Origin of the sequence: Flavobacterium paronense (assembly GCF_030409795.1) — a bacterium.
Taxonomy (GTDB): Bacteria; Bacteroidota; Bacteroidia; order Flavobacteriales; family Flavobacteriaceae; genus Flavobacterium; species Flavobacterium paronense.
In genome coordinates this window covers 2,022,282-2,046,068 of record NZ_JAUFQN010000019.1, presented here as the reverse complement: position 1 = coordinate 2,046,068, position 23,787 = coordinate 2,022,282, and the positions used below count along the sequence as shown (strand labels likewise).

The window sequence follows — 23,787 nt, the reverse complement described above, 5'->3', positions numbered from 1 at the left end:
TAGTACAAATATATTCAAAAGGATGACATATATCATATTTTTATGTTAACAGTTAGTGGAAATTTGTCCCAGGTAAAATGAGCAAATTATGAATACATCACAGTGTTTCCATTGTGGTAACGAAATTATTAAAAAGGACGAGGTATTTTTTGATAATAAGAACTTTTGTTGTAACGGGTGCAAAACCGTTTACGAAATTTTTAGTCAAAACGACCTATCTTGTTACTATGATTTCCAAGCATCTCCCGGTGCCACACCACTTGACATTAAAGGGAAATATGATTTTTTAGCCAATGATAAAATTGTCGACAAGTTGTTGGAATTCAAAGAGAATGCAACGCATATTGTCTCACTTTATATTCCTCATATACATTGTAGTTCGTGTATTTGGATTTTGGAGAATCTGCAAAAACTACAACTTGGAATAAGTACTTCTCAAGTTAATTTTCCTAACAAAAAAGTACGAATTACTTATAACCCCGAAAAAACTTCGTTACAACAAATTGTAGAAATGTTGTGTTCTATTGGTTACGAACCTTACATCAGTTTGGAAAACTTTGACGAAGGCAAGAAGAAAGTTGATCGCTCTTTGATTTATAAAATTGGCGTGGCTTTTTTCTGTTTTGGAAACATTATGTTGTTATCGTTTCCCGAGTATTTTGAAGTAAATGAGTTTTGGATTGACCAATACCGTGGTTTTTTGCGTTGGTTGATTTTTGCACTTTCATTGCCTTCTTTCCTTTATTCAGCTTCTGGTTATTATGTGGCAGCTTGGAAAAGCATCAGACAAGGAATGTTAAATATTGAAATTCCAATTGCTTTGGGAATTGTTGTCATGTTTATCCGAAGCACAGTTGATATTGTATTTAACTACGGACAAGGTTTTTTTGACAGTATGTGTGGCTTGATTTTCTTTATGTTATTAGGAAAATTGTTTCAGCAAAAAACGTATGATTTCCTCTCATTTGAACGCGATTATAAATCCTATTTTCCTATTGCTATTACAAAGATTCTGCCTGATGGGAATGAAGTAGCCGTTCAAGTGTATGATATTGAAAAAGGCGATAGATTATTAATTAGAAATCAGGAATTAATTCCGGTTGATGGTATTTTGATTTCAGAATCAGCCTCAATTGATTACAGTTTTGTAACAGGAGAAGCAGTTCCTATTGATAAAAAATCTGGAGACAAAATTTTTGCAGGCGGAAAACAATTGGGTAAAGTCATCGAGATGGAAGTATTACTTTCTGTCTCTCAAAGTTATTTGACGCAATTATGGAGTAATGATGTGTTTCAAAAAAGAGTCGACCAAAAACATAAATCTATTACAGATAAAATCAGTCGTTATTTTACTCCAGCTTTACTTATATTAGCTTTTACATCTTTTACTTATTGGGTTTTTATAGATGTAACTACTGCCTTTAATGTCTTTACCGCCATACTAATTGTAGCCTGTCCTTGTGCTTTAGCATTGACAGCTCCTTTCACTTTGGGTAATGTTTTACGCATTATGGGTAACCGAAAATTATATCTCAAGAATGCCATTGTGGTCGAACAATTAGCCAAAGTAAATACCATAGTTTTTGATAAAACGGGAACAATAACAACACATAAAAAATCGGCTATAGTTCAAGAAGGAAATTTTGATGAATCAGATTTAATTTTGCTGAAAAATGCGCTTCGTGGTTCCAATCATCCATTGAGCCGAAGATTGTATGACTTTCTACCATCTTTTCCAAAGGACACCATTTCATATTTTGAAGAAATTACAGGAAAAGGAATTCAAGCAGCTATAAATGGGAAATCTATTAGAATTGGTTCCGCTTCATTCGTTGGTTATTCTGATGAAAATGTATTGAAACAAACTAACGTGTACATTAGCATTAATGGAATATATATCGGTAAATTTATTTTTGACAATCAATACCGTGACGGATTAGAAGAGCTTTTTAGCAAACTAAGCAAAAAGTATGAAATAAAAGTGCTTTCTGGTGATAACGAAGGTGAGAAAGAATCTTTAGAACAATTATTGCCCAATACTATAGAACTAATTTTCAACCAAAAACCAGAGCAAAAATTATCCTTTATCGAAAACCTGCAAAAAGAAGGTAAGAACGTCTTGATGATTGGTGATGGATTGAATGACGCTGGTGCTTTAGCGCAAAGCAATATAGGGATTTCTATTTCAGAAAACGTGAATGTGTTTTCACCTGCCTGCGATGGTATTCTTGACGCTTCCCAGTTTAAAAAAATACATTTCTTTTTAGGGTATTCTAAAAATGCAATGCGAACTATTTATATGAGTTTTGGGTTGTCCTTATTATATAATGTTGTCGGATTGAGTTTTGCTGTTTCTGGAAACTTACTCCCAATTGTTGCGGCCATCATTATGCCGTTGAGCACCATTACAATTGTGAGTTTTGTGACAATTATGAGTAATTATTATGCGACTAAAAATAGAATTCTATAACATTTAGCATCAATTAAACTTTATATTAAATCAAATTTTCAAGTATGATAAATATCATATTTTAAGAATAGTCCCAACAGTAACTTTGTCACACACAAATTAGAGGTATGAGTGTCATTTATTTATTAATATCCATCAGTATCATAGTAGCAGGAGTGTTTTTATACGCCTTTTTAAGAGCCGTAAAAACCGGTCAATATGACGATGATTATACTCCGTCAGTCCGAATGCTTTTTGACGATGAATTAGTTAAAGGAAGTATCAAAAATGACCTTCCCTCTTCCAAAACAGAGAATATCAAAACTAAAGTAAAAACCAAAATAATTTAAACAATGGAAATGCAACAATTTTATTACGACAACAAAATTGTAAAGAAGTTTCTCTACGCCAGTATAATTTTTGGCTTAGTGGGAATGTTAGTAGGGCTACTATTAGCCATATTCTACCTTTTTCCAAACTTAACAGACGGAGTATCGTTTTTGAGTTATGGAAGATTGAGACCTTTACATACCAATGCTGTGATTTTTGCCTTTGTAGGTAATGCCATGTTTGCCGGAGTATACTACTCTTTGCAACGTTTACTAAAGGCCAGAATGTTTAGCAATTTTTTAAGTAATCTTCACTTTTGGGGATGGCAATTGATTATTGTAGCGGCGGCTATTACGCTTCCGTTAGGATACACTACTTCTAAAGAATACGCTGAATTAGAATGGCCAATTGATATAGCCATCGCTCTAATTTGGGTAGCCTTTGGTGTCAATATGATTGGAACCATTTTAAAAAGAAGAGAGCGTCACTTATATGTTGCCATTTGGTTTTACATAGCCACTTTCGTAACTGTTGCTGTATTACATATTTTTAATAGTTTAGAATTACCTGTGTCAGCTTTAAAAAGTTATTCGGTTTATGCTGGAGTTCAAGATGCTTTGGTGCAATGGTGGTACGGACATAACGCAGTAGCATTTTTCTTAACCACTCCGTTCTTAGGAATGATGTACTATTTTGTGCCAAAAGCAGCTAACAGACCGGTATATTCTTATAGACTTTCTATCATCCACTTTTGGTCATTAATTTTTCTTTATATATGGGCTGGACCACACCATTTGCTTTATTCTTGCTTACCTGATTGGGCACAAAACTTAGGAGTTGTTTTCTCTATTATGTTGATTGCACCATCTTGGGGAGGTATGATTAATGGATTACTAACGCTACGTGGAGTTTGGGATAAAGTGCGTACCGATTCAGTATTGAAATTTTTTGTAGTTGCAATTACTGGTTATGGTATGGCAACTTTCGAAGGTCCAATGTTATCGCTCAAAAACGTAAACGCTATTGCCCACTTTACCGACTGGATTATTGCGCACGTACACGTTGGTGCTTTAGCTTGGAACGGATTCTTAATATTTGGTATGATTTATTGGTTGATTCCGCGATTGACTAAAACAACTTTATATTCTGAAAAGTTGGCCAATTTCCACTTTTGGATTGGAACTTTAGGAATTGTACTGTATGCTTTGCCAATGTATGTTGCCGGATTTACTCAGGCTTCTATGTGGAAACAATTCAAACCGGATGGGACGTTACAATACGGTAACTTCTTAGAAACGGTTACCCAAATTATGCCAATGTACTGGATGAGAGCCATCGGAGGATCTTTCTACTTAATCGGTATGTTAGTATTGATATACAATGTTATTAAAACCGTTAAACAAGGAAGTACTGTTGAAGACGAATTAGCCGAAGCTCCTGAATTAACTAAAATAACTAAAGGAAGATTGAAAGGTGAAAAATTCCACCCTTGGTTGGAAAGAAGACCTATACAATTGACTTTATTAGCCACTATTGCAATTCTTATTGGAGGTATCATTCAAATTGTACCAACTATTATGGTTAAATCAAATATACCAACTATTGCAGCTGTTAAACCTTATACTCCGCTTGAATTACAAGGTCGCGATTTATACATCCGTGAAGGTTGTGTAGGTTGTCACTCTCAAATGATAAGACCGTTCCGTTCAGAAGTAGTGCGTTATGGTGAATATTCTAAATCGGGTGAATATGTTTATGATCATCCATTCCTTTGGGGTTCAAAACGTACTGGTCCGGATTTGCATAGAGAAGGAGGCAAGTACAATGACAACTGGCATTTCAATCATATGTGGAGTCCGCAAAGTATTTCACCTGGTTCAATCATGCCAGGATATAAATGGCTATTTGATAATGAAGCTATGGATTATTCTAACACAGAAGCTAAAATGAAAGCCATGCAAACCCTAGGTGTTCCTTATACCGATGCTGACATAGCCAATGCCAAACAAAGTATAGAAAAACAGTCTTCAACGATAGAAAAAAATCTATATAATGACCCTGATTTTGTGAAATCATACGAAGCCAGTAAAGCAAAAGCAGCCGCAAAAGGAGAAGCTTTCGTACCAATGAAAGACAGAGAAATAGTTGCCTTAATTGCCTACTTACAACGTTTGGGAACTGATATTAAAGTAAAAAACACTAAATAGTAAAGCCATGTTAAAGTTTGTACAACATAATTTAGAAACCATAGCCGGAGTAGCAATATATCCTATAATCTCTCTGCTGATTTGCTTTACCTTTTTTGTAGGTCTGTTCTTTTGGGTGTTTACTTATAAAAAAGAAACTCTTCAGGAAATGAGCGAACTTCCAATGAAAAATTAATTAACCAAAAGTTATAACCATGAAAAAATTAATTCCAGTATATGTCAGAGTACCGTTGATTTTTGCCTTTGTTTTTGCAGCATTGGAATATTTCATCGACTCAGGCGATAAACCAGCTTTTATCAAATACCCAATGGTGTCTTTGTTTTTAGCAGTGTTTCTTTTCTTACTAGTTGCCATCGAAATGGTAATTAGTGCGGTAGATAATGTTACATATCACATGCTAACAGAAGAGCAGAAAAAACAATTGGCAGAGGTACAATCAGTTCCTTTTACCGAAAGTGCTTTCTACCAAAATATCTTGAAAAAACTAACTCGCTCAAAAACTATTGAGCAGGAAGCTGATGTAATGTTAGACCATAATTACGATGGTATTCGTGAGTTAGATAATGTATTGCCACCATGGTGGGTGTACTTGTTCTATGGTACTATTCTTTTTGCAGCGGTATATTTAGTTCGTTTCGAAATTATGGGCGATTATAATCAAGACCAAGAGTTTCAAACCGAAATGACCGAAGCAAAGGCAGCTGTAGATGCTTATTTGAAAACAGCTCCAGATGCTATGAACAAAGACAAAGTAACTTTATTAACAGATGCTCCAAGTATTGCTGCTGGTAAAGCTATTTTTACTACGAACTGTATTGCTTGTCACAGAGCAGATGCCGGAGGACAAATTGGTCCAAACCTTACCGATGAATATTGGATAAATGGTGGTGGAATCAAAAATGTATTCAACACTATTATGGAAGGTGGTCGCGACGGAAAAGGAATGATTTCCTGGAAAGCCACCATCAAACCTTCCGATATTCAAAAGGTTGCCAGTTATGTATTGTCATTACAAAATTCACATCCTGTAAATCCAAAACCTACAGAAGAGGAAGCTAAAGAATGGAAAGGGGAAGCTGCGCCAGCTGTAATACCTGCCAAAGCTGTTGCGGATAGTACAAAAGTAGCTGTAAAATAATAGAATTAAACATTTTTATAAAACACAATATAATGTCTGACGAGCACGAAGAGGATAGTTTTAGAGATAGTATAAGTACTATTGATGCCAAAGGTAAACGAGCTTGGATTTTTACTAAAATCCCAAAAGGGAAACTATATGAGCGCAGAAAATGGTTGAGTTATTTCTTGTTACTGTTTCTGTTTTCTGCGCCCTTTATAAAGATTAACCACCATCAGTTTATGATGTTCAACGTTTTAGAACGACGTTTTAACTTGTTTGGTTTTCCTTTTTGGCCTCAAGATTTCCACATCTTTGTTATAATTATGATTATTGGAGTCGTAGGATTGACATTATTTACTGTTGCATTCGGACGAATATTTTGCGGTTGGTTTTGTCCACAAACCATTTTCATGGAAATGGTATTCCGCCGAATAGAATTTTGGATTGACGGTGACCGAGGTGCACAAATTCGCTTAGCTAAACAAGAATGGAACGCCGAGAAAATAGGAAAGCGTTTAGCTAAATGGTTTATCTTTTTTGTGATTTCGTTTTGGATTGCCAATGTATTTTTAGCCTATTTAATTAGTAGTGATAAATTAATCTTATTAGTTAAAGAAGGCCCTGCAAACAATACCTCTACGCTGATTGCCTTATTAATTTTTACCGCTGTATTCTACTTTATCTACGCCTGGTTTAGAGAGCAAGTATGTATTATTGCTTGTCCTTATGGCAGAATGCAAGGCGTTTTGTTGGACAACAAATCCATAAATGTTGCTTACGATTATGTACGCGGTGAAAAAGAAGTAGGTAGAGCCAAATTCAACAAAAACGAGGATAGAGCTACAACAGGGAAAGGTGATTGTATTGATTGCAGTTTGTGTGTGCATGTTTGCCCAACCGGAATCGACATCCGACACGGAACACAATTAGAATGTACCAATTGCACTGCTTGTATAGATGTTTGTGATAGCATGATGGAGAATGTCGGTTTGCCTAAAGGATTAATTAGATATGCGAGTGAAGATGAAATTTCCAAAAAGGAACCTTTCAAATTTACAAACAGGATGAAAGGATATGTAGCAATTTTGGCAATTCTAACAGGTGTTTTCATCGGAATGTTGTTTTTAAGAAATGAAGTGGAAGCTACTATCTTACGTCTGCCAGGGCAATTATTTCAACACAAAGGCGATAAGATTAGTAATATTTATACATTCAAAATAGTAAATAAAACTTCAATCAATTTTGACAAAGTACACATCGAAGTAGTCAATCAAAAAGGTGAAGTTAAAATGGTTGGACCACGTTATTTCAAAGTACCAAGAGAAGGAATTACCGAAGGGACTTTATTTATTGAAATTAAACAGGCTCTTTTGGAAAGTGACAGAACAAAACTAGTATTAGATGTTTATAATGAAAACAAGTTAATTGATACCGAAACAACCAATTTCTTGGGACCAAGAAGTTTCGATTAACACAAAATAAAAGGTATGAAAATTAAAATTAATTGGGGAACTGCAATCGTGATAGCGTTTGCATTATTTATGAGTTTTATATTGTTTTTTGTGTTCCGTGTTCAATCGGACAGCAAATATGACAATGAGTTAGTTACCGAAGAATATTATAAAAAAGAAGCTTTGGTTCAAAATGAAATTAATAGTGAACAAAATGCCAATGCGTTACCCCAAAAACTTGTCTTTGGGAACACTGCGGATGGCATAATGATTAGCTTTCCAAAAAATTTAGATTTTAATAAAATTAAAGGAATAGTATCCCTTTATAGACCGTCCAACAAAAAGTTAGATTTTGTCAACCCAATTGCTTTATCTGACTCCGATTTGCTCATACCTAAAAAGAATCTGGTGGGCGGTCTCTGGGATATTACTGTCGAATGGACATATGATGGTAAAACCTATTTGAATAAAGAAGAATTGTATTTTCAGCAATAATTCAAAATTGGGGTCATGCTTTACACCGCACTTTTATTTGGCTTAATCTCCAGTTTGCACTGCATTGGTATGTGTGGACCAATAGCGATGATGCTGCCTGTATCTCGCACGAATCCAACACAAAAAGCATTGCAGATTTTGTTATATCATGCAGGAAGATTAACCTCTTATGCTGTTTTGGGTTTTCTCTTTGGATTGCTTGGCAGAGGATTATATTTAGCCGGAATACAACAACACATTTCTATAGTAGTTGGCGTTTTGATGATTGTAATGGCTTTAGTGCCCGAAAAGATATTTGCACGGTACAATTTTTCCAAACCAATTTATAAACTGATTTCTAAAATTAAAACTAATTTGGGTCAACAGTTTAAAAGAAAAACACCTGATGCACTTTTTACTATAGGTTTGTTTAACGGCTTATTGCCTTGTGGATTAGTTTATGCCGCGTTGTTTGGTGCTATTGCTATGCAAAATGTCGGATTAAGCACACTCTATATGTTGCTTTACGGATTAGGAACTGTGCCGTTGATGAGTGCGGTCGTTTATATTGCCAATTTTTTAAGCTTTCCTTTTCGAAATAAATTGCAAAAAATTGTGCCTTTAGTAACTGTAGTTATTGGAGTACTCTTTGTACTCAGGGGAATGGGATTAGATATAGCTTATATGTCGCCAAGCAATACTCATTTGTTTGTACAGGCTGTTGCCAATTGTCATAGATAGGAATTAATAACCAAATTAAGATAGTATGGAAAAACACGATTTATTACATGAATTCCCAGAACATAAAGATAAAATTCACGAGCTGAAAATTTCGAATGAGCATTTCAGAAAATTATTTGATGATTACCATGAAATTGAGCATCAGATTCACCGTATTAATATGGGTTCAGAACTAGCTAATGATACTTTCGTACACGAATTAAAAGCCAAATTATTGTTTATGAAAGATGAAATATATTCCTATTTGAATAAATAGTTTTAAGCCAAATAAAGAAATCACGCCTAAAGACGTGGTTTTTTTGTTTGAGGCAAACTATACCGTCATTGAAAACAATTTGTTTTTGGGAACGTTACGGTTTAATCGTAAATCAAAAGCCATACAGATGTTGCGCACAAAAGGTTTGCCTTTTTCGGTTACAGATAACGTATCTTGAGTTAATATGATTAACCCATCGTTTTCCATTTCAGTTAATTGGGATAAGACTATTGGTAAGTCTTCAAAATAATAATTTTTATTGTGCCAAGAAGTTTTAAATTGACACATTAAATTTAGGATGTGTTGGCGAATAATTAAGTCTTCTGGTGTCAATATATGTCCTCTAAAAACGGGTAATTCGTTTTCATCTAATCGGGCGTAATACCTTTCTAATTCTTTTTCGTTTTGTGCAAAAGCATACCAACTATCACTAATAGAAGAAACGCCTAAACCAATCATCAGTTTGGTTTTTGAAGCCGTATAACCCATAAAATTGCGATGCAGTTTGTTTTCTTTAAAAGCTTTGTACATACTATCGGTTTCTAAAGCAAAATGATCCATACCAATTTCGTGATATCCTTTTTGTGCTAGTAGCTTTTTACCTTCTTCATACAGCAATCGCTTTGCATCATCTTTTGGAACATCTTCATCTTTAAATCCACGTTGCCCATTACCTTTAATCCATGGCACATGAGCATAACTATAAAAGGCTAATCTATCAGGCGAAAGGGAATTAGTTTTTTCAATGGTATCAATCACATTGGCTAATGTTTGAAAAGGTAAACCAAAAACTAAATCATGCGAAATAGAAGTATATCCAATTTCCCTAGCCCAAAAAGTTACTTTGGCCACATTATGAAAAGGCTGGATTCTATGAATTGCGGTTTGCACTTTTTCGGCATAGTCTTGTACACCGAAACTCACTCTTCGAAAGCCTAAGTCATATAGTTTTTGCAAATGAGCCCGCGTAGTATTATTGGGATGTCCTTCAAAGCTAAATTCATGTTCAGCAGCAACTTTTACTTTTTTTAGAATTCCTTTAATTAATTGTTCTAAATTTTCAGGTGAAAAAAAAGTTGGGGTTCCACCACCAAGATGTATTTCTTTGATAACAGGTTTTGAAGGAAGCAAATCACAATACAACTGCCACTCTTTTAGTACTGCTTCAATATATGGATGTTCCACTTCATGGCGCTTAGTGATGCGTTTATGACAACCGCAAAACGTGCACAAACTTTCACAAAACGGTAGATGGATATACAAACTGATACCTTCTGTGTCATTACTTTCAGCAAAACTTTGCAACAATGTTTGTTTCCAATTTGTTTCCGAAAAACAGTTCTCATCCCAATAAGGAACCGTTGGATAACTAGTATATCTCGGACCGGGAACGTTATATTTTTGAACTAATGAAATTGACATAATGCACCTTTTCTTGATACCAAAAGTAATGCACCTTTTTAAGGTAATAAATGACAATTGTCATACAGGAAAAAAAACTACCTACCTATAATGAAATTTATGTATTCAAGATTTTAAGGGAGATTATTTATGGGTTCTTATTCAAGTTTGGCAACTTTATTTTTCTAACCATTCTAACAATTAATGTAATTATGGAAATTAACCAACCTATAGGGTAAGGAAGGATTAGTAACCCCCACCACCATGAAAGTTTAGAAGTACCACCAAAGCCACCGAGAGATGATAAGTAAAATAAGAAAAAAATACCAATGATAATCATTATCAATGTAACCGAAAATAGCTTGTAATGTTTGTCTTTTGTTAAATAGGTGGCTAATGCAATTAACACACTACCAATTAGGATTATAACAGCACCTTCTAAAGGGTCTATTATACCAATTATAAGCCCAACGACACCAGTAATATAAAGAACACGTGTCCAATGTATAGTTTCTTTCATAATAGTTGCATTTTTAAGTGGAACATTTATAAATTTTACTAATTAAAGTTACAAAAAAAACAACACTCTTAAGTGCTGTTTTTCTATAAGTTTTTGATTTATTATTTTTTGGGTATCGCCTCATTTATGGGTACTCTGTCCAGCTATTGACTTACTTGATCTACTTTATCATTATTATCAAAATGATACAAGATATGTATTCGTTGCGTCATTGATTTTCCTCTTTTATATTTAGCGGTTACTTGATACCAGGACAAGAGCCAAATGCCTATTTTTTCCATTTATTGCGGTTTGTTCACTTTTATAGGCAACCAAATACCATTTTTGAATGAGATGATTTCTATAACATTTTTTTTAAAACCGCTTATTATAGAGCTAAAATACTGGAATAATAAAGAATTAGGAATAATAGTCTTTGATAATCAGAAGACTATAGTACATAAAAACAAAGCTGAATCTGAATTGATTCAGCTTTGTTTATTTTAAGACGTGTTGGTTCTTAATGAAAAGAGACTGATGTAGAATTTATTCTACACAAATATTTGTAATGTACTACGTTGATTTGTCTCCAAGAATACTAAATTTGCCTAGTATTTCTCTACTAAATTAAAAAATAGAAGAAATAGTGTTGAGTGTTTTTTTAGATTCACTTGATAAAATTAAAAGATATCCCCAAGTCTCTTTTAACATTATAAAATTATTTATGTACTACAATGGTATTGCGGTAAATTAGTTTTTATGATGATTTTTTATTTTATAATCTGAGTTATTTTCGGTTTTTACGTGCTTGTACGTTTAAATCAAATGAAGATAACAGCAAATTTCATTTACTTGAAACAATTAAAGTTTGAGCATAGAAAAGTAGTTCACTACACCTTATTGTCCAGTATTATCTTATTACAAGTTATCGCTATTGTAACTTGGTACAACGAAACCAAACTTTCCGAAGCTTTTGAGAATATGGCTTCTGCGGGCAGAATGAGTCGTTTAAATAGTTCGTTGGTTAAGTCTCAGGGCTATTTTAATACCTATATAACCAACAAAGATGCAACATCTTTAAAAAACTATGCTGCCAACCTAAACGAAGTAAGTGCTTTGATTAGCAGTTTGCGTCTGGAAAACGATGACAATAAAAACACCACTGCACTCTTAAAAAAGAAGACTAAAACACAAGCCGATATTTTGAGAGTAAAATCGGCTATAGATTCTGTTATCGAAAAGCAATCAAGTCAATACAAAAATGATTTTCCTAAGGCATTTAAGTTCGAAGCCTTTGGTACCAAAAAGTTCCTCGATGATGTCAAAACCGATTCTTATGTAAAGGTAGATAGCGCCAGTCAAAAAGGATTGTTCTCCAGATTAGGCGATGCTATTGCCAATCGCGTTAATGTACAAAAGGAGTATGTGAATACGGTAGTTACTATGCAGTACAAAGACAAAGTAACTACGGGCGATATCGAAGAGCAAATGGCTAATGTAGTTACCATTACCAATAAGTATTATGCTAATGAGTTTGCCAAATTAAAAGAGTCTTTTGCTAACTTGAGAAAAAATGATGTAAAGTTAATGGAACTCAACAACCAGTTGTTAGCGTTAACCCAAACCATGAATGATTATTCAAATGGGACTCATTTACTACAACCCGATGCACAACAGTTGGAAGACCAATACAAGTCCAACAAAGCCGTCAGAAGTTATAGCATTGTTTTGCTGATACTGCTAATGCTAGTAGTTTCGGTAATCCTTTTCAATTTTACCCACGTGGCTTTTGAATACGAAAACCGATTGACATTGGCTACAGCCAAAATCCGTCAAAGCTTGCAGTTTAAAAACCGAATTACAGGAATGATAAGCCATGAGATTCGTTCTCCGTTGAGTATCATCGGAATGTATAGCAAAAAGGCAAGTGCTTCCTCAAAAGATGCGGCCCTCAAAGAAACCTTCAAATCGATAGAGTTTACTACTAATTCCTTATTGTTGTTATCCAATCAGATTTTGGAATACTCAAAAGAGGAAAACCATGAGCCAAGCTTAAAGTGCAGGAATATAAATCTGAAGGATGAAATTTATCAGATAGTACATTCGATGACATCTTTAGCAGAAGTCAAAGGAAATACTTTAAAGCTGGTCTCAAATATAAAAGAGGATACGGTGGTTTATTCTGACGCTGCAAAGATTCATCAGCTGTTTTATAACCTAATTGGCAATGCTAATAAATTTACCGAAAACGGACGCATTAACGTCAGTACTATGCTGAAAGAGCTTTCGGAATATGAGATGAACCTTGCTGTTGTTATATCGGACAATGGCATAGGAATTGCTACCGACGATTTGCAAAATATATTTGAGTCCTATTATCAGGGTACGGTTTCAGAGAAAGTGAATGATTTAGGAGTTGGTTTGGGGCTGAATATATGTAAAGAGATTATCGAATTGTTCGACGGAAAAATCACTGTTGAAAGTAACACCGGAAAAGGAACCAAAGTAACATTCAACCTGATACTAACACAAGCCGAATAACCAATTAAGCCAAAAAACCAACCCATGAAAATAGCAAACAACTATACTTTTTTAATTGCAGACGACCATAGTGTTGTCAGACAAGGCATTTCGTTAGTGGTTAAAGAGTTGTTTGTAAATGCTAAAATACATACCGCCGGAACTTTCAAAGACACGCTCAAAGTAGTCAAAGAAACCAAGTTAGACTTACTGATTTTAGATATTAACTTCCCCGATGGCAATAGTATAAACATCATTCCTGAAGTGAAAACTATTCAGCCCGATATTAAAATTCTAATCTTTACTGCTTTTGATGAAAGTATTTATGCGATGCGCTATCTCAATGCCGGAGCTTCGGGTTACTTAAACAAAGGATGCACCGAGGAAGAAATAAAGCTGGCTGTGAAGAGCATGATTGGAACCGGGAAATATGTTACCCAAACCATCAAAGACCGAATTTTAGATTCCTATATCTCAAAAACACCCGTTAACCCATTAGAAAAACTCTCTGTTAGAGAAGTTGAAGTTGCTCGATTACTAATCAAAGGCTATGGCAATTTAGAGATTTCAGAATTACTACAGATTAAAAAAACGACAGTAAGTACTTTTAAAAACAGAGTATTCGAAAAGTTGGGCATCGACAATTTAGCCTCATTGATAGAACTTTTCCAACTCTATTTTGAGGAAAGCAAATAGGCAGTAAACCCCTTTTTTCATAACACCTTAGATAGTAAATACTTGCTAGTATTGGCTTTTGGTTTTATGCTTTCTGATAACCTATTTCATTCATTCTTTAAACGATTTTTTGTAGAAACAATTCTACGAAATGATTTCGAATGTACTACAAGTTATTGATTTCGTTGAAATTATATTTGTATTGATATGTTAAAAAACAATTGAATAAAGTACACGCTAATGAATGACACAAATACCTATAGCACTACTCTGAAAGAACAAAAATTAGATTTGATAGATAGAGTAGAAGCTTATAGAGCCTACAATAGTCGGCTGTTGAATTTGTTTTATACTATTTCTCATAATTTAAATTCGCATACGGCAAATTTTAAGTTGCTGTTAGACGTTATGGATTATGAAGATGATTCTATTGAAAACAAAAAGACACTCTCACATTTACGCACAGTTTCCGATGGTTTGAACCAAACGATAACCGATTTATTTAAGTTGGTTACTATAGAGAGCAATGCCGAAGTGATCAAAGAAAGGTTGAATTTGAATCAGAATTTAGAAAAAGTGCGACAGCTTATTATTGGCTGTAAAAACGAACACCAGCTAACATTTATAAACAAAGTGCCCGATGATGTCTTTGTGAATTTTAATCAGGCATATTTAGAAAGCATATTACTGAATTTCACTACCAACGCCATAAAATATGCACATCAGGACAGACCGCCTGTAGTGGAGTTTACTTTTTTAACCGAGAATGGGAAAAAGGTTTTAGCCATTACCGATAACGGATTAGGCATTGATTTAGACCGGTATGGCCATTCTTTATTTGGCTTGTACAAAACGTTTCATCAGCATGAAGAGGCCAAAGGCTTTGGATTATACATTTCAAAATACCAAATAGAAGCCATGAATGGAAGCGTTAGTGTGGAAAGTAAAGTAGGAGCAGGAAGTACTTTTAAAATACACTTTAGCAATTAAATTATAAAATAATAAATAAGCATACGATGGGAAAATTTATAATCACCAAAAGACTTAACGGAGAATTTCAATTTAATTTAAAGTCAAATAATGGTCTGGTAATTCTCACCAGTGAAGGATATACCACCAAAGAAAATTGTGAAAACGGCATTCAATCGGTGAAAAGGTATTCACAGGATGACGTGCTATTTCAAAAGTGCAAATCGGTTAATAACAAATATTACTTTACGCTAAAAGCAGGCAATGGTCAAATTATTGGCACCAGCCAACTATATGGTAGTGATTTTGCTACCGAGAAAGGAATTGCATCGGTAAAAAACAATGCAGTTGAAGCTGCTACTGAGGACAAGACTAGCAAACGAATTTTACAATACGCTAATTAACATACTGAAACCCGTTTGCCCCAAATGGAGTTCTCTAGGTAAGTGACTTGAAAAAATGGTTATTATTTTGGTTTAGGGTTAAATTGATTGCAACTTTTATCAAGCGTTGGATATTGAGACTGTCCCTTACTTACCTAGTTTACTTTTATGTTGCATCATTTAGATAAATCTGTCCCGATATTTTGGGACAGCTTTATTTAAATTTGTATTTCAATTTACTGCTTGGTCATCACAAAGGGTTTTCCGTTTTGTATAAAAGTAAACTCCGTTTTAGCTTCATTGTATTGAAATTCAATGCCAAATCTATTTGATTTAAAAATGTTCTTTCCAGATGGTTTTAACCTAAACGAATTGCCATCGGTTAAAGCAGCATTTAAGTTTTCATCTAATTCAGATACTATTACTTTAAATCCTAGTTGCTGATTAAAAAAAACACCTGTATATTCAGCTAAAATAATGTCTTTTTCAAGTAAACTTTTATTGGCAAACCATGTGTTATTATTTGAATTATAATCTGGGAAAACATGGTCAGGGTCAAGAGTAATATTTTCAATTTCTTCGTTGGTATCTAATTTGAATTTCCAACTTGTGTTTCGCATCCAAACTTCTACAGGCAGTTTAATTCTCCTAACCGTTCCGCTTTTGGTTTTGATGTCTAAAATAACAGGCATCACCATTTTATCTAGGTTGTCAATAGTTATAATGGCTCCTTGTGTAGGATCATTTTTAGGATACATGATAGAACGAATGCTTTGGTCCAATCGCCAGTTATTGGCAAACCAACCTCGCCAAAACCAATTCAAATTTTCGCCAGCCACATTTTCCATAGTTCTAAAAAAGTCATCGGGTTGTGGGTGTTTAAATGCCCAACGAGCAATATAAGTTTTGAAAGCATTATCAAATCTTTCAATACCTATAATCTGTTCTCTTAATATAGCAAGGGCTTCAGCGGGTTTTGAATAATTTAAAGTTCCGGTATTACTTTCTTTCATATTGTCGGGTGAACTCATTACGGTTTCTAATTCGGGAGCCGTAATATCATCAGCCTCTCTATGCAGATCGCTTTTGGCACTTTTATATTCACCATTATTAAAATCAACTCCGCTTAAAGAATTAATAAAAGTATTGAACCCTTCATCCATCCAAGCAAATAAGCGCTCATTAGAACCTACTATCATTGGAAACCAGCTATGTCCAAACTCATGATCAGTAACACCCCACAAGCTTGGCCCTCTGTCAGTATAACCACAAAATACAATGCCCGGATATTCCATGCCGCTAACATTACTGGCTACATTAATAGCTGTAGGATATGGAAATTCAAACCATCGTTTGGAGTAATTTTCAATACAAGATTTAGTATATTCTGTTGAGCGTTGCCATGCATTACTACTATTACTTTCAATAGGATAAGCACTTACAGCTACTGATTTTTTTCCACTTGGCAAATTAATTCTAGCGGCATCAATTATAAAAGCTGGTGAGGAAGCCCAGGAAACATCTCTAGAGTTTATCATCTTAAAGTGCCACGTGAGTGATGTTTTACCCGTTGGTCTTGAAGCTTGGTTTGTAACTTCATCGGCAGAACGAATTACTACAGTTTTGTCACTTTTTTTGGCAAAAGTCCATCGTTGTTGTTGTTCAGCGGTATAAACTTCAGCGGGATTGACCAATTCGCCCGAGCAAACAACTATATGACTAGCTGGTGCGGTAATTTTAATATCAAAATCACCATATTCTAAATAAAACTCTCCTGGTCCAGTGTAGGGAAAAGTGTTCCATCCGTTGACATCATCATAAACACACATTCTAGGATACCATTGTGCTATAGAAAATATCTTACCATTTTTAGTGTCTAATACGCCCATTCGATCAGAACCATATTTTGGAGAGATAAACGAATATGTTATTTTAATTTTAATAGTACCACCATTTGCTGTAATTGCTTCGGGTAAAATAATTTGCAGCCGCGTATCGGTAGTTATAAATTGAGGAATAACTTCTTCTAGTTTTCCTTTTTTAGAAATAAGAAGATTAACCGATTTTATTTTAAAACCACCATCAAGTATTTCTCCCGCTGCACCATTTCTACTTCCTGATAAAGGAATGATAGCGTTTCCTCGTGAATCTGCTTTAAATAAGTTTTGGTCTAAGCTAAGCCATAAAAAGTTTAGCTTGTCTGGACTATTGTTAGTGTAAGTAAGGATTTCTGTTCCTGTAATTTCACTATTGTTTTCATTCAGATTAGCAGTTAGTTCGTAATTGGCTTTATTTTGCCAATATTTAGGACCAGGTTGCCCGCCAGCAGATCGAGTTTCTGTGCTTGTTTTTGTATAGAAGTTGTTCCCAAATGCAACTTGATAATCATAATTGGAAATAGCTGGAGATTCTTGAGCATACAATCCAGATGCCACAAGTAGAAGTGAAGCTATTAATTTTATTTTTGAATAAGATAATATCATGTTGTATTAATTATTTTTAAGTTTTAAAAATATATCTTTTTTATGTGTCTTTTTTGATAATTGACAACTTTAACTGAATTTTATAAATTGTAGTATGTTTAGATGCTTCTTGCAACTGATTTTGCATTGGATAATTATCACTATTTTAATCGAATAGCTAGTTTATTAAAAAATAACTTTATTTTTTACTGAAAAACTTTTTGCAATCAATAAAAGGTTATTATATTTGCACTCGCATTAAGAAATTAATGTACGCTCAAACTGGAGAAATGGCAGAGCGGTCGAATGCGGCAGTCTTGAAAACTGTTGACTGTCACAGGTCCGGGGGTTCGAATCCCTCTTTCTCCGCAACACTAAACCGTAAACGACTTATAAATAAGTGTTTACGGTTTTTTTATTCTCTTCTTGTCCGACGGTTGTCCCAATTTTAAAAAAAATATTCAGTTTTTTAATTTCTTTTTCTATTATTGTCCGATATTGATTAATTCAGTCAAATAGTAAGCTTGATTAATTTTTGTTTTATAAAATTGAAAGTATAAAAGTTTATTTTTGGATTGAAAAGAACAAAATAGATACTAAGATAATCTACATAAAAATAATAATGGATTACGAAGATATAGAAAACAGAAAATTTGTAAAGAAATTTAAGCTCGAAGAATTAGGGCTTTCAAATATAGAAAATCTCATTTTGCAAAATGTTTTTATTGAAGATGAAATTTTTATTGACAATGTGAAAACTGATTCAATAGAATTTGATACTATGATAACATTAGGAGCAAAAGAGTATCATATAAATCAAGACATTTTAAAAGAAATATATACTTCCATTCATTTTTTTGTTGAAGTTGTAGCAACGGACACGCAATTTGATTTAAACAAGATTTTAACCAATTTAGAGGGACGAATTGAAAATATTGAAAAAATAAAATATTTAGAAAAGAAACACAAAGATTTATACTCACAAGTTAAAAATGAACCAGAGTATCTAATCTATGCCGAAATAAAAGAGTTTAATGGATATAAAAATTGGGAGGAATTAATTATTGATATTCTCAATGGAGAAAGTGCTTTTATTCAGAAGTATTTAACATCAGATATTGAAATGTCAGATGTTCCCAAAGAGATTTTAAGTTTATGGGTAAAATATTATACCATAAAGACACAAATAGATTTTTGTAAAGAGCAAATTAATAAACTTAAAAACACTAAACAGAAATCAAGCATTGTTGATACTTCATTACAAGTTTTTCTACTTGAGGAAATAATAAACATAAAAGACTGGAGCAGCATAAGTGCAACAAAAAAAGGCGAAATTCTTAGTCATTTACTAGTTAAAAATAAAGACAACATTAAAAAGATTTATCTTGAGCTTGACAAAAAAAGTTCTGAAAATTCAGAAAAACTTTTAAATGATAGAAAACAAGCAGATGAAATTATAAAAAAACTATTAGGGTAACCATCAGGGTTACCCTAATAGTTTTAACCCCATTCGACTAAATTAAGTTTGTGCCATAATTAATAAAATAAATAATTAAATTATGGTTAAAGAAATCTTGCAACTCGAAAGCACAAACGCTAATGATTTTAAAAACGAAATCGTAAAAGACATTACCCAAGCACTTAAAGGATATGCTACTAATATGCTAAATCCCGATAACGAAACATTATTAACAAGAGAAGAAACCGCAAAACTCCTTTCGGTTAGTTTAGTTACTTTATGGGACTGGACAAAAAAAGATATTATTCCTGCGTATCGAATTGGAAATAAAGTTCGCTATAAAAAAAGTGAGGTTTTAAAATCATTGAATCAAAAAAACCAATTTGGTCAACTTTAAAACACTTTTTTATGCAAATTAATAATCAAGCTTTAATTTCAGATGCTTTAAGTCATTTGAATTTCTTAAAAAACGATTTTGCGAGGTTACGAGTGGATTATAATAGAGATACTAATCTAGTATATGCAACTGGAAAATACATTGAATCTTGCGAATTAATCGGGCAACTCATAAAAGGCTACGATAATCATAATTTCAAATTATTATCAAACAATATCAATAGCGTTTTATTAAAAGATTCTGAATTGCATGGTGTTTTAATCACAATCAGGAAAAATAAGCACTCCCATAACTTTGACCCTTCAAAAATGGCATCTATAATTTTTGAAATATGAAAGAGTATATCCGTGTGGGAACAGAATATTTTAAGGAAGTGTTATGTCCTCTTATGAGTGGCGACAATATGAAATCATTGATAAAATGGAATAAAGCCACCATTATTGATGATTTTGGGAAAGACAGTTTGAAAGGCATAAAAAAATATGAAACTTTCTGTACGTTTCCGTCACATATTAATTATCAAAGAGAGATTAATAATTTTTACAATAAGTATGAACCTCTTTCTTATTGCGTGAGTGAGAAAGGAGATTGGGAAAATATAAAACTCTTTCTGCAACATCTTTTTGGTAAGCAGTATGAATTAGCATTAGATTACTTAACAATTCTTTGGAAGTACCCTAGTCAAATCTTGCCGATTTTGTGTTTAGTAAGCGTTGAGAGAAATACAGGTAAAAGTACTTTTCTAAAACTCTTAAAACTGATTTTTGAAGGCAATATGACAATCAATAAGAACGAAGACTTTAGAAGCCGTTTTAATTCCGATTGGGCTGGAAAATTAATTGTGGCTGTTGATGAAGTATTACTGGACAAAAAAGAAGACAGCGAACGAATAAAAAACCTTTCAACCTCTAATCATTACAAACTAGAGGGTAAAGGAGTTGATAAGGCTGAAATCGAGTTTTTCGGCAAGTTTATTCTATGCTCAAATAATGAAGAAAACTTTATTAAGATAGATGATTTAGAAATTCGATACTGGGTAATTAAAGTCAATCCTTTTGCAAAAGAAAACCCGGACTTATTAGAGCAAATGAGAAAAGAAATTGCCTCATTCGCATATCATTTAACTCATAGGAAAATTGAAACCCAAAGAACAACCCGAATGTGGTTTACTAAAGAGCAGATTTATACCAAAGCATTAGATGTTTTAGTTCGTGGAAACAGAACTTCTATTGAAAAGGAAATTGAAGAGTTTCTAATTGACCAGTTCTGCACTCTTGAATTGGATGAATTGTATTATACTACTAAAGATTTGCACGAACAATTAAACCTAGCCAATATCAGAGTAGGAAAAAATTATGTGTCCAAAATAATTACAGAGAATTTTAAACTTGAACCTAAAAATAGTAGCTACAATTTTTACAGTTTGGATTTATCTACAATGAATAACGGTAAATGGAGCGTTTATACGGAAAATCGAAAAGGGAGATTCTATACTTTCAAGAAAGAGGAGTTTATCAAATAATTGTTGATTTGTTGACAAACAAGAAAAAAGTCAATAAAAATAATACTTTACAAGTCAACGGAACATCAACAAGCTTTCAACAAAATATATTTCATACGAAGCAGTTATTTTTTTGTTGACAGCGTGTTGACAATTTGTTGAAGTCATAAACCTAATAAACAAAAGGCTTTACAGCATAATTTCAACAAATCAACAAAAACAACATCCTCTTGCATTTAATTTTAATGTTAGAGTAACAGGGTTACTAAACGATAAGATTGTTTTAGTATTAAACCATTGCAATGGAATTGCAATTATCTCCATAAATTATTGCAATAGCATTGCAATCCCTCGTAATCCCTTTAAAACAGACTGTAATAGTATTAATCAATCATTGCAATGGTATTGCAATGATTGATTAATTTAGCAATTCTCAAAACTGCTTTTAGTCTTTAATTATAGTTAAGCTAAAACTTCATTCTTTGAATTCTAACCGCATTTAAAATCGCCAACAATGCTACTCCAACATCTGCAAAAACGGCTTCCCACATTGTTGCTAATCCTCCTGCACCAAGTACCAAAACTATTGCTTTTACTGTAAAGGCTAAACCTATATTTTGCCAAACAATTTGCTTTGTTTTTTTGCCAATATTGATAGCAGTAAAGATTTTATAAGGTTGGTCGTTTTGAATTACGATGTCGGCTGTTTCTATTGTGGCATCACTTCCTAAACCACCCATTGCAATTCCTGCATCAGCAAGAGCAACTACAGGCGCATCATTAACACCATCGCCAACAAAAGCAATTTTTAGGTTTTGTGATTTCAGTTCCTGCACTTTTTCTACTTTGTTTTCTGGCAATAAATCGCCATGTGCTAAATCTATGCTTAATTCTTCAGCAACTGCATTTACAACAGCCTGTTTATCTCCCGAAAGCATTACAGTTTTGATGTTTACTTTATGTAAACTTTCAATTGCTTGTTTTGCATCTTCTTTGATTTCATCGGCAATTAGAAAGTAACCTGCATACTTTTGATTGATTGCAATAACGATAATTGTAAAAGGCGTATTGTCAATTTCAGCATCGTAACTGATATTGTATTTTTTCATCAGTTTTACATTTCCTGCCAAGATTTCATTTCCGTCCACCTTGCCTTTTAATCCGTGTCCTGCAATTTCTTCTACATCAGTAACAGTTGCACCTTTTTCTTTTCCTTTTGCGTGTTCAATAATAGCTGTTCCCACTGGATGCGTTGATTTGGTTTCAAGTGATGCAACCCATTTTACTAAATCTGCTTCCGAAACATCAACGGCTACTACTTTTTGAACTTTGAAAACTCCTTTGGTTAGTGTTCCTGTTTTATCCATTACAACTACTTGAATAGATGCCATTATATCAAGAAAACTAGAACCTTTAAAAAGAATACCGTTTTTACTCGCTGCTCCAATTCCTCCAAAATAGCCCAAAGGAATACTGATAACTAAAGCACAAGGACAAGAAATAACCAAGAATACTAATGCTCTATACAACCAATCTCTAAACACATAATTATCTACAAAAAGCATTGGCAAAACGCAAATTGCAATTGCTAAAAACACTACTATTGGCGTGTAAATTTTGGCAAATTTTCTAATAAACAATTCTGTTGGTGCTTTTTTGGCTGTTGCTTCCTGCACCATTTCGAGAATTTTTGAAAGTTTACTATCTGTGTAAGCAGTAGTAACTTCAACTTGAACAACGGTGTTTAAGTTTATCATTCCTGCCAAAACGGTTTCGCCTTTTAGCTTACTATCGGGTTTGCTTTCTCCAGTTAATGCGGCTGTGTTAAACGTGGCATTGTATGAAAGTAATTTACCATCTAATGCTAATTTTTCTCCAGGTTTTAATTGGATGATTTCGCCAACAGTTATTTCAGAAGCTTTTTTAGAAATGGCAATATTTTCCTTTAAAACGGTAGCTTCATCTGGTCGTTGGTCTAACAGTAATTTTATATTAGATTTTGCTCTTTGAACTGCCAACGTTTGAAATATTTCGCCAATGGCATAAAATAACATTACGGCTACACCTTCGGGAAATTGTCCTATTGAAAATGCTCCAATTGTGGCAATGCACATTAATAGAAATTCTGAAAATATTTCGCCTTTGCGGATGCTTTCAAATGCTTCTTTGAGAACTGGAAAACCAACAGGAACGTAAGCGACAATATACCACGCTATTCTTACCCAACCTGAAAACCAAGTTTGAGGAAAATAGTTATCGAAACCAATTGCAATGAGTAACAAAGAGAAACTAATAATTGCAGGTGTAAACATTTGCAATGTGGTTTGGTCTCCGCTTGAATGGTCATGGTCGTGTCCATCATCATCGGAATGTTTATGCTCTTTATGAGTAGTGCAACAACCGCTATCCTTATCAGTTTTCATATTTATTTTTTCTTCGAGTGTGCAACAAAGCTGTTTGCCATTAGCATCATATTTGTGTTGGTGCGCCAT

21 protein-coding genes and 1 tRNA gene are annotated in these 23,787 nt (G+C 33.7%); 18 read left to right on the top strand and 4 right to left on the bottom strand.

Annotated elements, in window-relative coordinates:
* Positions 1 to 88: 88 nt before the first annotated feature.
* The 9 genes from QWY90_RS10275 to QWY90_RS10235 all read left to right on the top strand — a co-directional run bounded on the left by QWY90_RS10275 (position 89) and on the right by QWY90_RS10235 (position 9,029).
* Complete coding sequence (locus QWY90_RS10275; RefSeq protein ID WP_290285837.1) at positions 89 to 2,470, top strand: heavy metal translocating P-type ATPase metal-binding domain-containing protein; 2,382 nt, start codon at positions 89 to 91, stop codon at positions 2,468 to 2,470.
* A 107-nt stretch (positions 2,471 to 2,577) separates the two neighbouring features.
* Positions 2,578 to 2,799, top strand: a complete 222-nt coding sequence (gene ccoS / locus QWY90_RS10270; RefSeq protein WP_290285835.1) for a cbb3-type cytochrome oxidase assembly protein CcoS — start codon at positions 2,578 to 2,580, stop codon at positions 2,797 to 2,799.
* Between the two features lie 3 nt (positions 2,800 to 2,802).
* Positions 2,803 to 4,986, top strand: a complete 2,184-nt coding sequence (ccoN, locus tag QWY90_RS10265; RefSeq protein WP_290285832.1) for a cytochrome-c oxidase, cbb3-type subunit I — start codon at positions 2,803 to 2,805, stop codon at positions 4,984 to 4,986.
* Positions 4,987 to 4,993: 7 nt separating this feature from the next.
* A complete protein-coding gene (locus tag QWY90_RS10260) occupies positions 4,994 to 5,161 on the top strand; it encodes a CcoQ/FixQ family Cbb3-type cytochrome c oxidase assembly chaperone (protein WP_290285831.1) in 168 nt (55 codons plus the stop codon).
* Between the two features lie 19 nt (positions 5,162 to 5,180).
* Positions 5,181 to 6,125, top strand: a complete 945-nt coding sequence (locus tag QWY90_RS10255) for a cbb3-type cytochrome c oxidase N-terminal domain-containing protein (RefSeq protein WP_290285830.1) — start codon at positions 5,181 to 5,183, stop codon at positions 6,123 to 6,125.
* Between the two features lie 32 nt (positions 6,126 to 6,157).
* The gene (ccoG, locus tag QWY90_RS10250; protein ID WP_290285828.1) at positions 6,158 to 7,579 is read left to right on the top strand and encodes a cytochrome c oxidase accessory protein CcoG; all 1,422 of its coding nucleotides are present in this window, start codon (positions 6,158 to 6,160) and stop codon (positions 7,577 to 7,579) included.
* Positions 7,580 to 7,594: 15 nt separating this feature from the next.
* Positions 7,595 to 8,053, top strand: a complete 459-nt coding sequence (locus QWY90_RS10245; RefSeq protein ID WP_336622160.1) for a FixH family protein — start codon at positions 7,595 to 7,597, stop codon at positions 8,051 to 8,053.
* A 15-nt stretch (positions 8,054 to 8,068) separates the two neighbouring features.
* Positions 8,069 to 8,773, top strand: a complete 705-nt coding sequence (locus QWY90_RS10240) for a sulfite exporter TauE/SafE family protein (RefSeq protein ID WP_290285827.1) — start codon at positions 8,069 to 8,071, stop codon at positions 8,771 to 8,773.
* A gap of 25 nt (positions 8,774 to 8,798) precedes the next feature.
* On the top strand, positions 8,799 to 9,029 hold the full coding sequence (locus QWY90_RS10235; protein WP_290285826.1) for an HP1242/YdcH family protein: 231 nt from the start codon (positions 8,799 to 8,801) through the stop codon (positions 9,027 to 9,029).
* A 57-nt stretch (positions 9,030 to 9,086) separates the two neighbouring features.
* Here the strand turns inward: QWY90_RS10235 and hemN are convergent, their stop codons facing one another.
* Positions 9,087 to 10,451 (bottom strand): oxygen-independent coproporphyrinogen III oxidase, encoded by a 1,365-nt coding sequence (gene hemN / locus QWY90_RS10230; RefSeq protein WP_290285825.1) that lies wholly within the window; start codon positions 10,449 to 10,451, stop codon positions 9,087 to 9,089.
* A 127-nt stretch (positions 10,452 to 10,578) separates the two neighbouring features.
* Positions 10,579 to 10,950 carry a hypothetical protein gene (locus QWY90_RS10225; protein ID WP_290285824.1) on the bottom strand — a complete coding sequence of 124 codons (372 nt, stop codon included), beginning with the start codon at positions 10,948 to 10,950 and terminating at the stop codon, positions 10,579 to 10,581.
* Between the two features lie 804 nt (positions 10,951 to 11,754).
* On the opposite strand from QWY90_RS10225, the gene QWY90_RS10220 reads away from it, so the two are divergent.
* The 4 genes from QWY90_RS10220 to QWY90_RS10205 all read left to right on the top strand — a co-directional run bounded on the left by QWY90_RS10220 (position 11,755) and on the right by QWY90_RS10205 (position 15,497).
* The gene (locus tag QWY90_RS10220; protein ID WP_290285822.1) at positions 11,755 to 13,470 is read left to right on the top strand and encodes a sensor histidine kinase; all 1,716 of its coding nucleotides are present in this window, start codon (positions 11,755 to 11,757) and stop codon (positions 13,468 to 13,470) included.
* A 24-nt stretch (positions 13,471 to 13,494) separates the two neighbouring features.
* Positions 13,495 to 14,145, top strand: coding sequence for a response regulator transcription factor (locus QWY90_RS10215; protein ID WP_290285820.1), 651 nt, complete (start codon positions 13,495 to 13,497; stop codon positions 14,143 to 14,145).
* A gap of 219 nt (positions 14,146 to 14,364) precedes the next feature.
* On the top strand, positions 14,365 to 15,114 hold the full coding sequence (locus tag QWY90_RS10210; protein WP_290285818.1) for a sensor histidine kinase: 750 nt from the start codon (positions 14,365 to 14,367) through the stop codon (positions 15,112 to 15,114).
* 26 nt (positions 15,115 to 15,140) lie between these two features.
* A complete protein-coding gene (locus QWY90_RS10205; RefSeq protein WP_290285817.1) occupies positions 15,141 to 15,497 on the top strand; it encodes a YegP family protein in 357 nt (118 codons plus the stop codon).
* 215 nt (positions 15,498 to 15,712) lie between these two features.
* On the opposite strand, the gene QWY90_RS10200 is transcribed toward QWY90_RS10205, so the two are convergent.
* Complete coding sequence (locus tag QWY90_RS10200) at positions 15,713 to 17,959, bottom strand: M1 family metallopeptidase (protein WP_290285816.1); 2,247 nt, start codon at positions 17,957 to 17,959, stop codon at positions 15,713 to 15,715.
* A gap of 263 nt (positions 17,960 to 18,222) precedes the next feature.
* Here QWY90_RS10200 and QWY90_RS10195 point away from each other — a divergent pair.
* From QWY90_RS10195 to QWY90_RS10175, 5 genes are all read left to right on the top strand, one after another.
* Positions 18,223 to 18,307: transfer RNA gene (locus QWY90_RS10195), tRNA-Ser, on the top strand.
* 253 nt (positions 18,308 to 18,560) lie between these two features.
* Positions 18,561 to 19,415, top strand: coding sequence for a hypothetical protein (locus tag QWY90_RS10190; RefSeq protein WP_290285814.1), 855 nt, complete (start codon positions 18,561 to 18,563; stop codon positions 19,413 to 19,415).
* A gap of 82 nt (positions 19,416 to 19,497) precedes the next feature.
* Complete coding sequence (locus QWY90_RS10185) at positions 19,498 to 19,794, top strand: helix-turn-helix domain-containing protein (RefSeq protein WP_290285813.1); 297 nt, start codon at positions 19,498 to 19,500, stop codon at positions 19,792 to 19,794.
* Between the two features lie 11 nt (positions 19,795 to 19,805).
* Positions 19,806 to 20,129, top strand: a complete 324-nt coding sequence (locus QWY90_RS10180; RefSeq protein WP_290285812.1) for a hypothetical protein — start codon at positions 19,806 to 19,808, stop codon at positions 20,127 to 20,129.
* Positions 20,126 to 21,316 (top strand): primase-helicase family protein, encoded by a 1,191-nt coding sequence (locus QWY90_RS10175; protein ID WP_290285810.1) that lies wholly within the window; start codon positions 20,126 to 20,128, stop codon positions 21,314 to 21,316. The genes QWY90_RS10180 and QWY90_RS10175 overlap by 4 nt, the downstream gene beginning before the upstream one ends.
* A gap of 446 nt (positions 21,317 to 21,762) precedes the next feature.
* Here QWY90_RS10175 and QWY90_RS10170 read toward each other — a convergent pair whose 3' ends face one another.
* On the bottom strand, positions 21,763 to 23,787 hold the full coding sequence (locus tag QWY90_RS10170) for a heavy metal translocating P-type ATPase (RefSeq protein ID WP_290285808.1): 2,025 nt from the start codon (positions 23,785 to 23,787) through the stop codon (positions 21,763 to 21,765).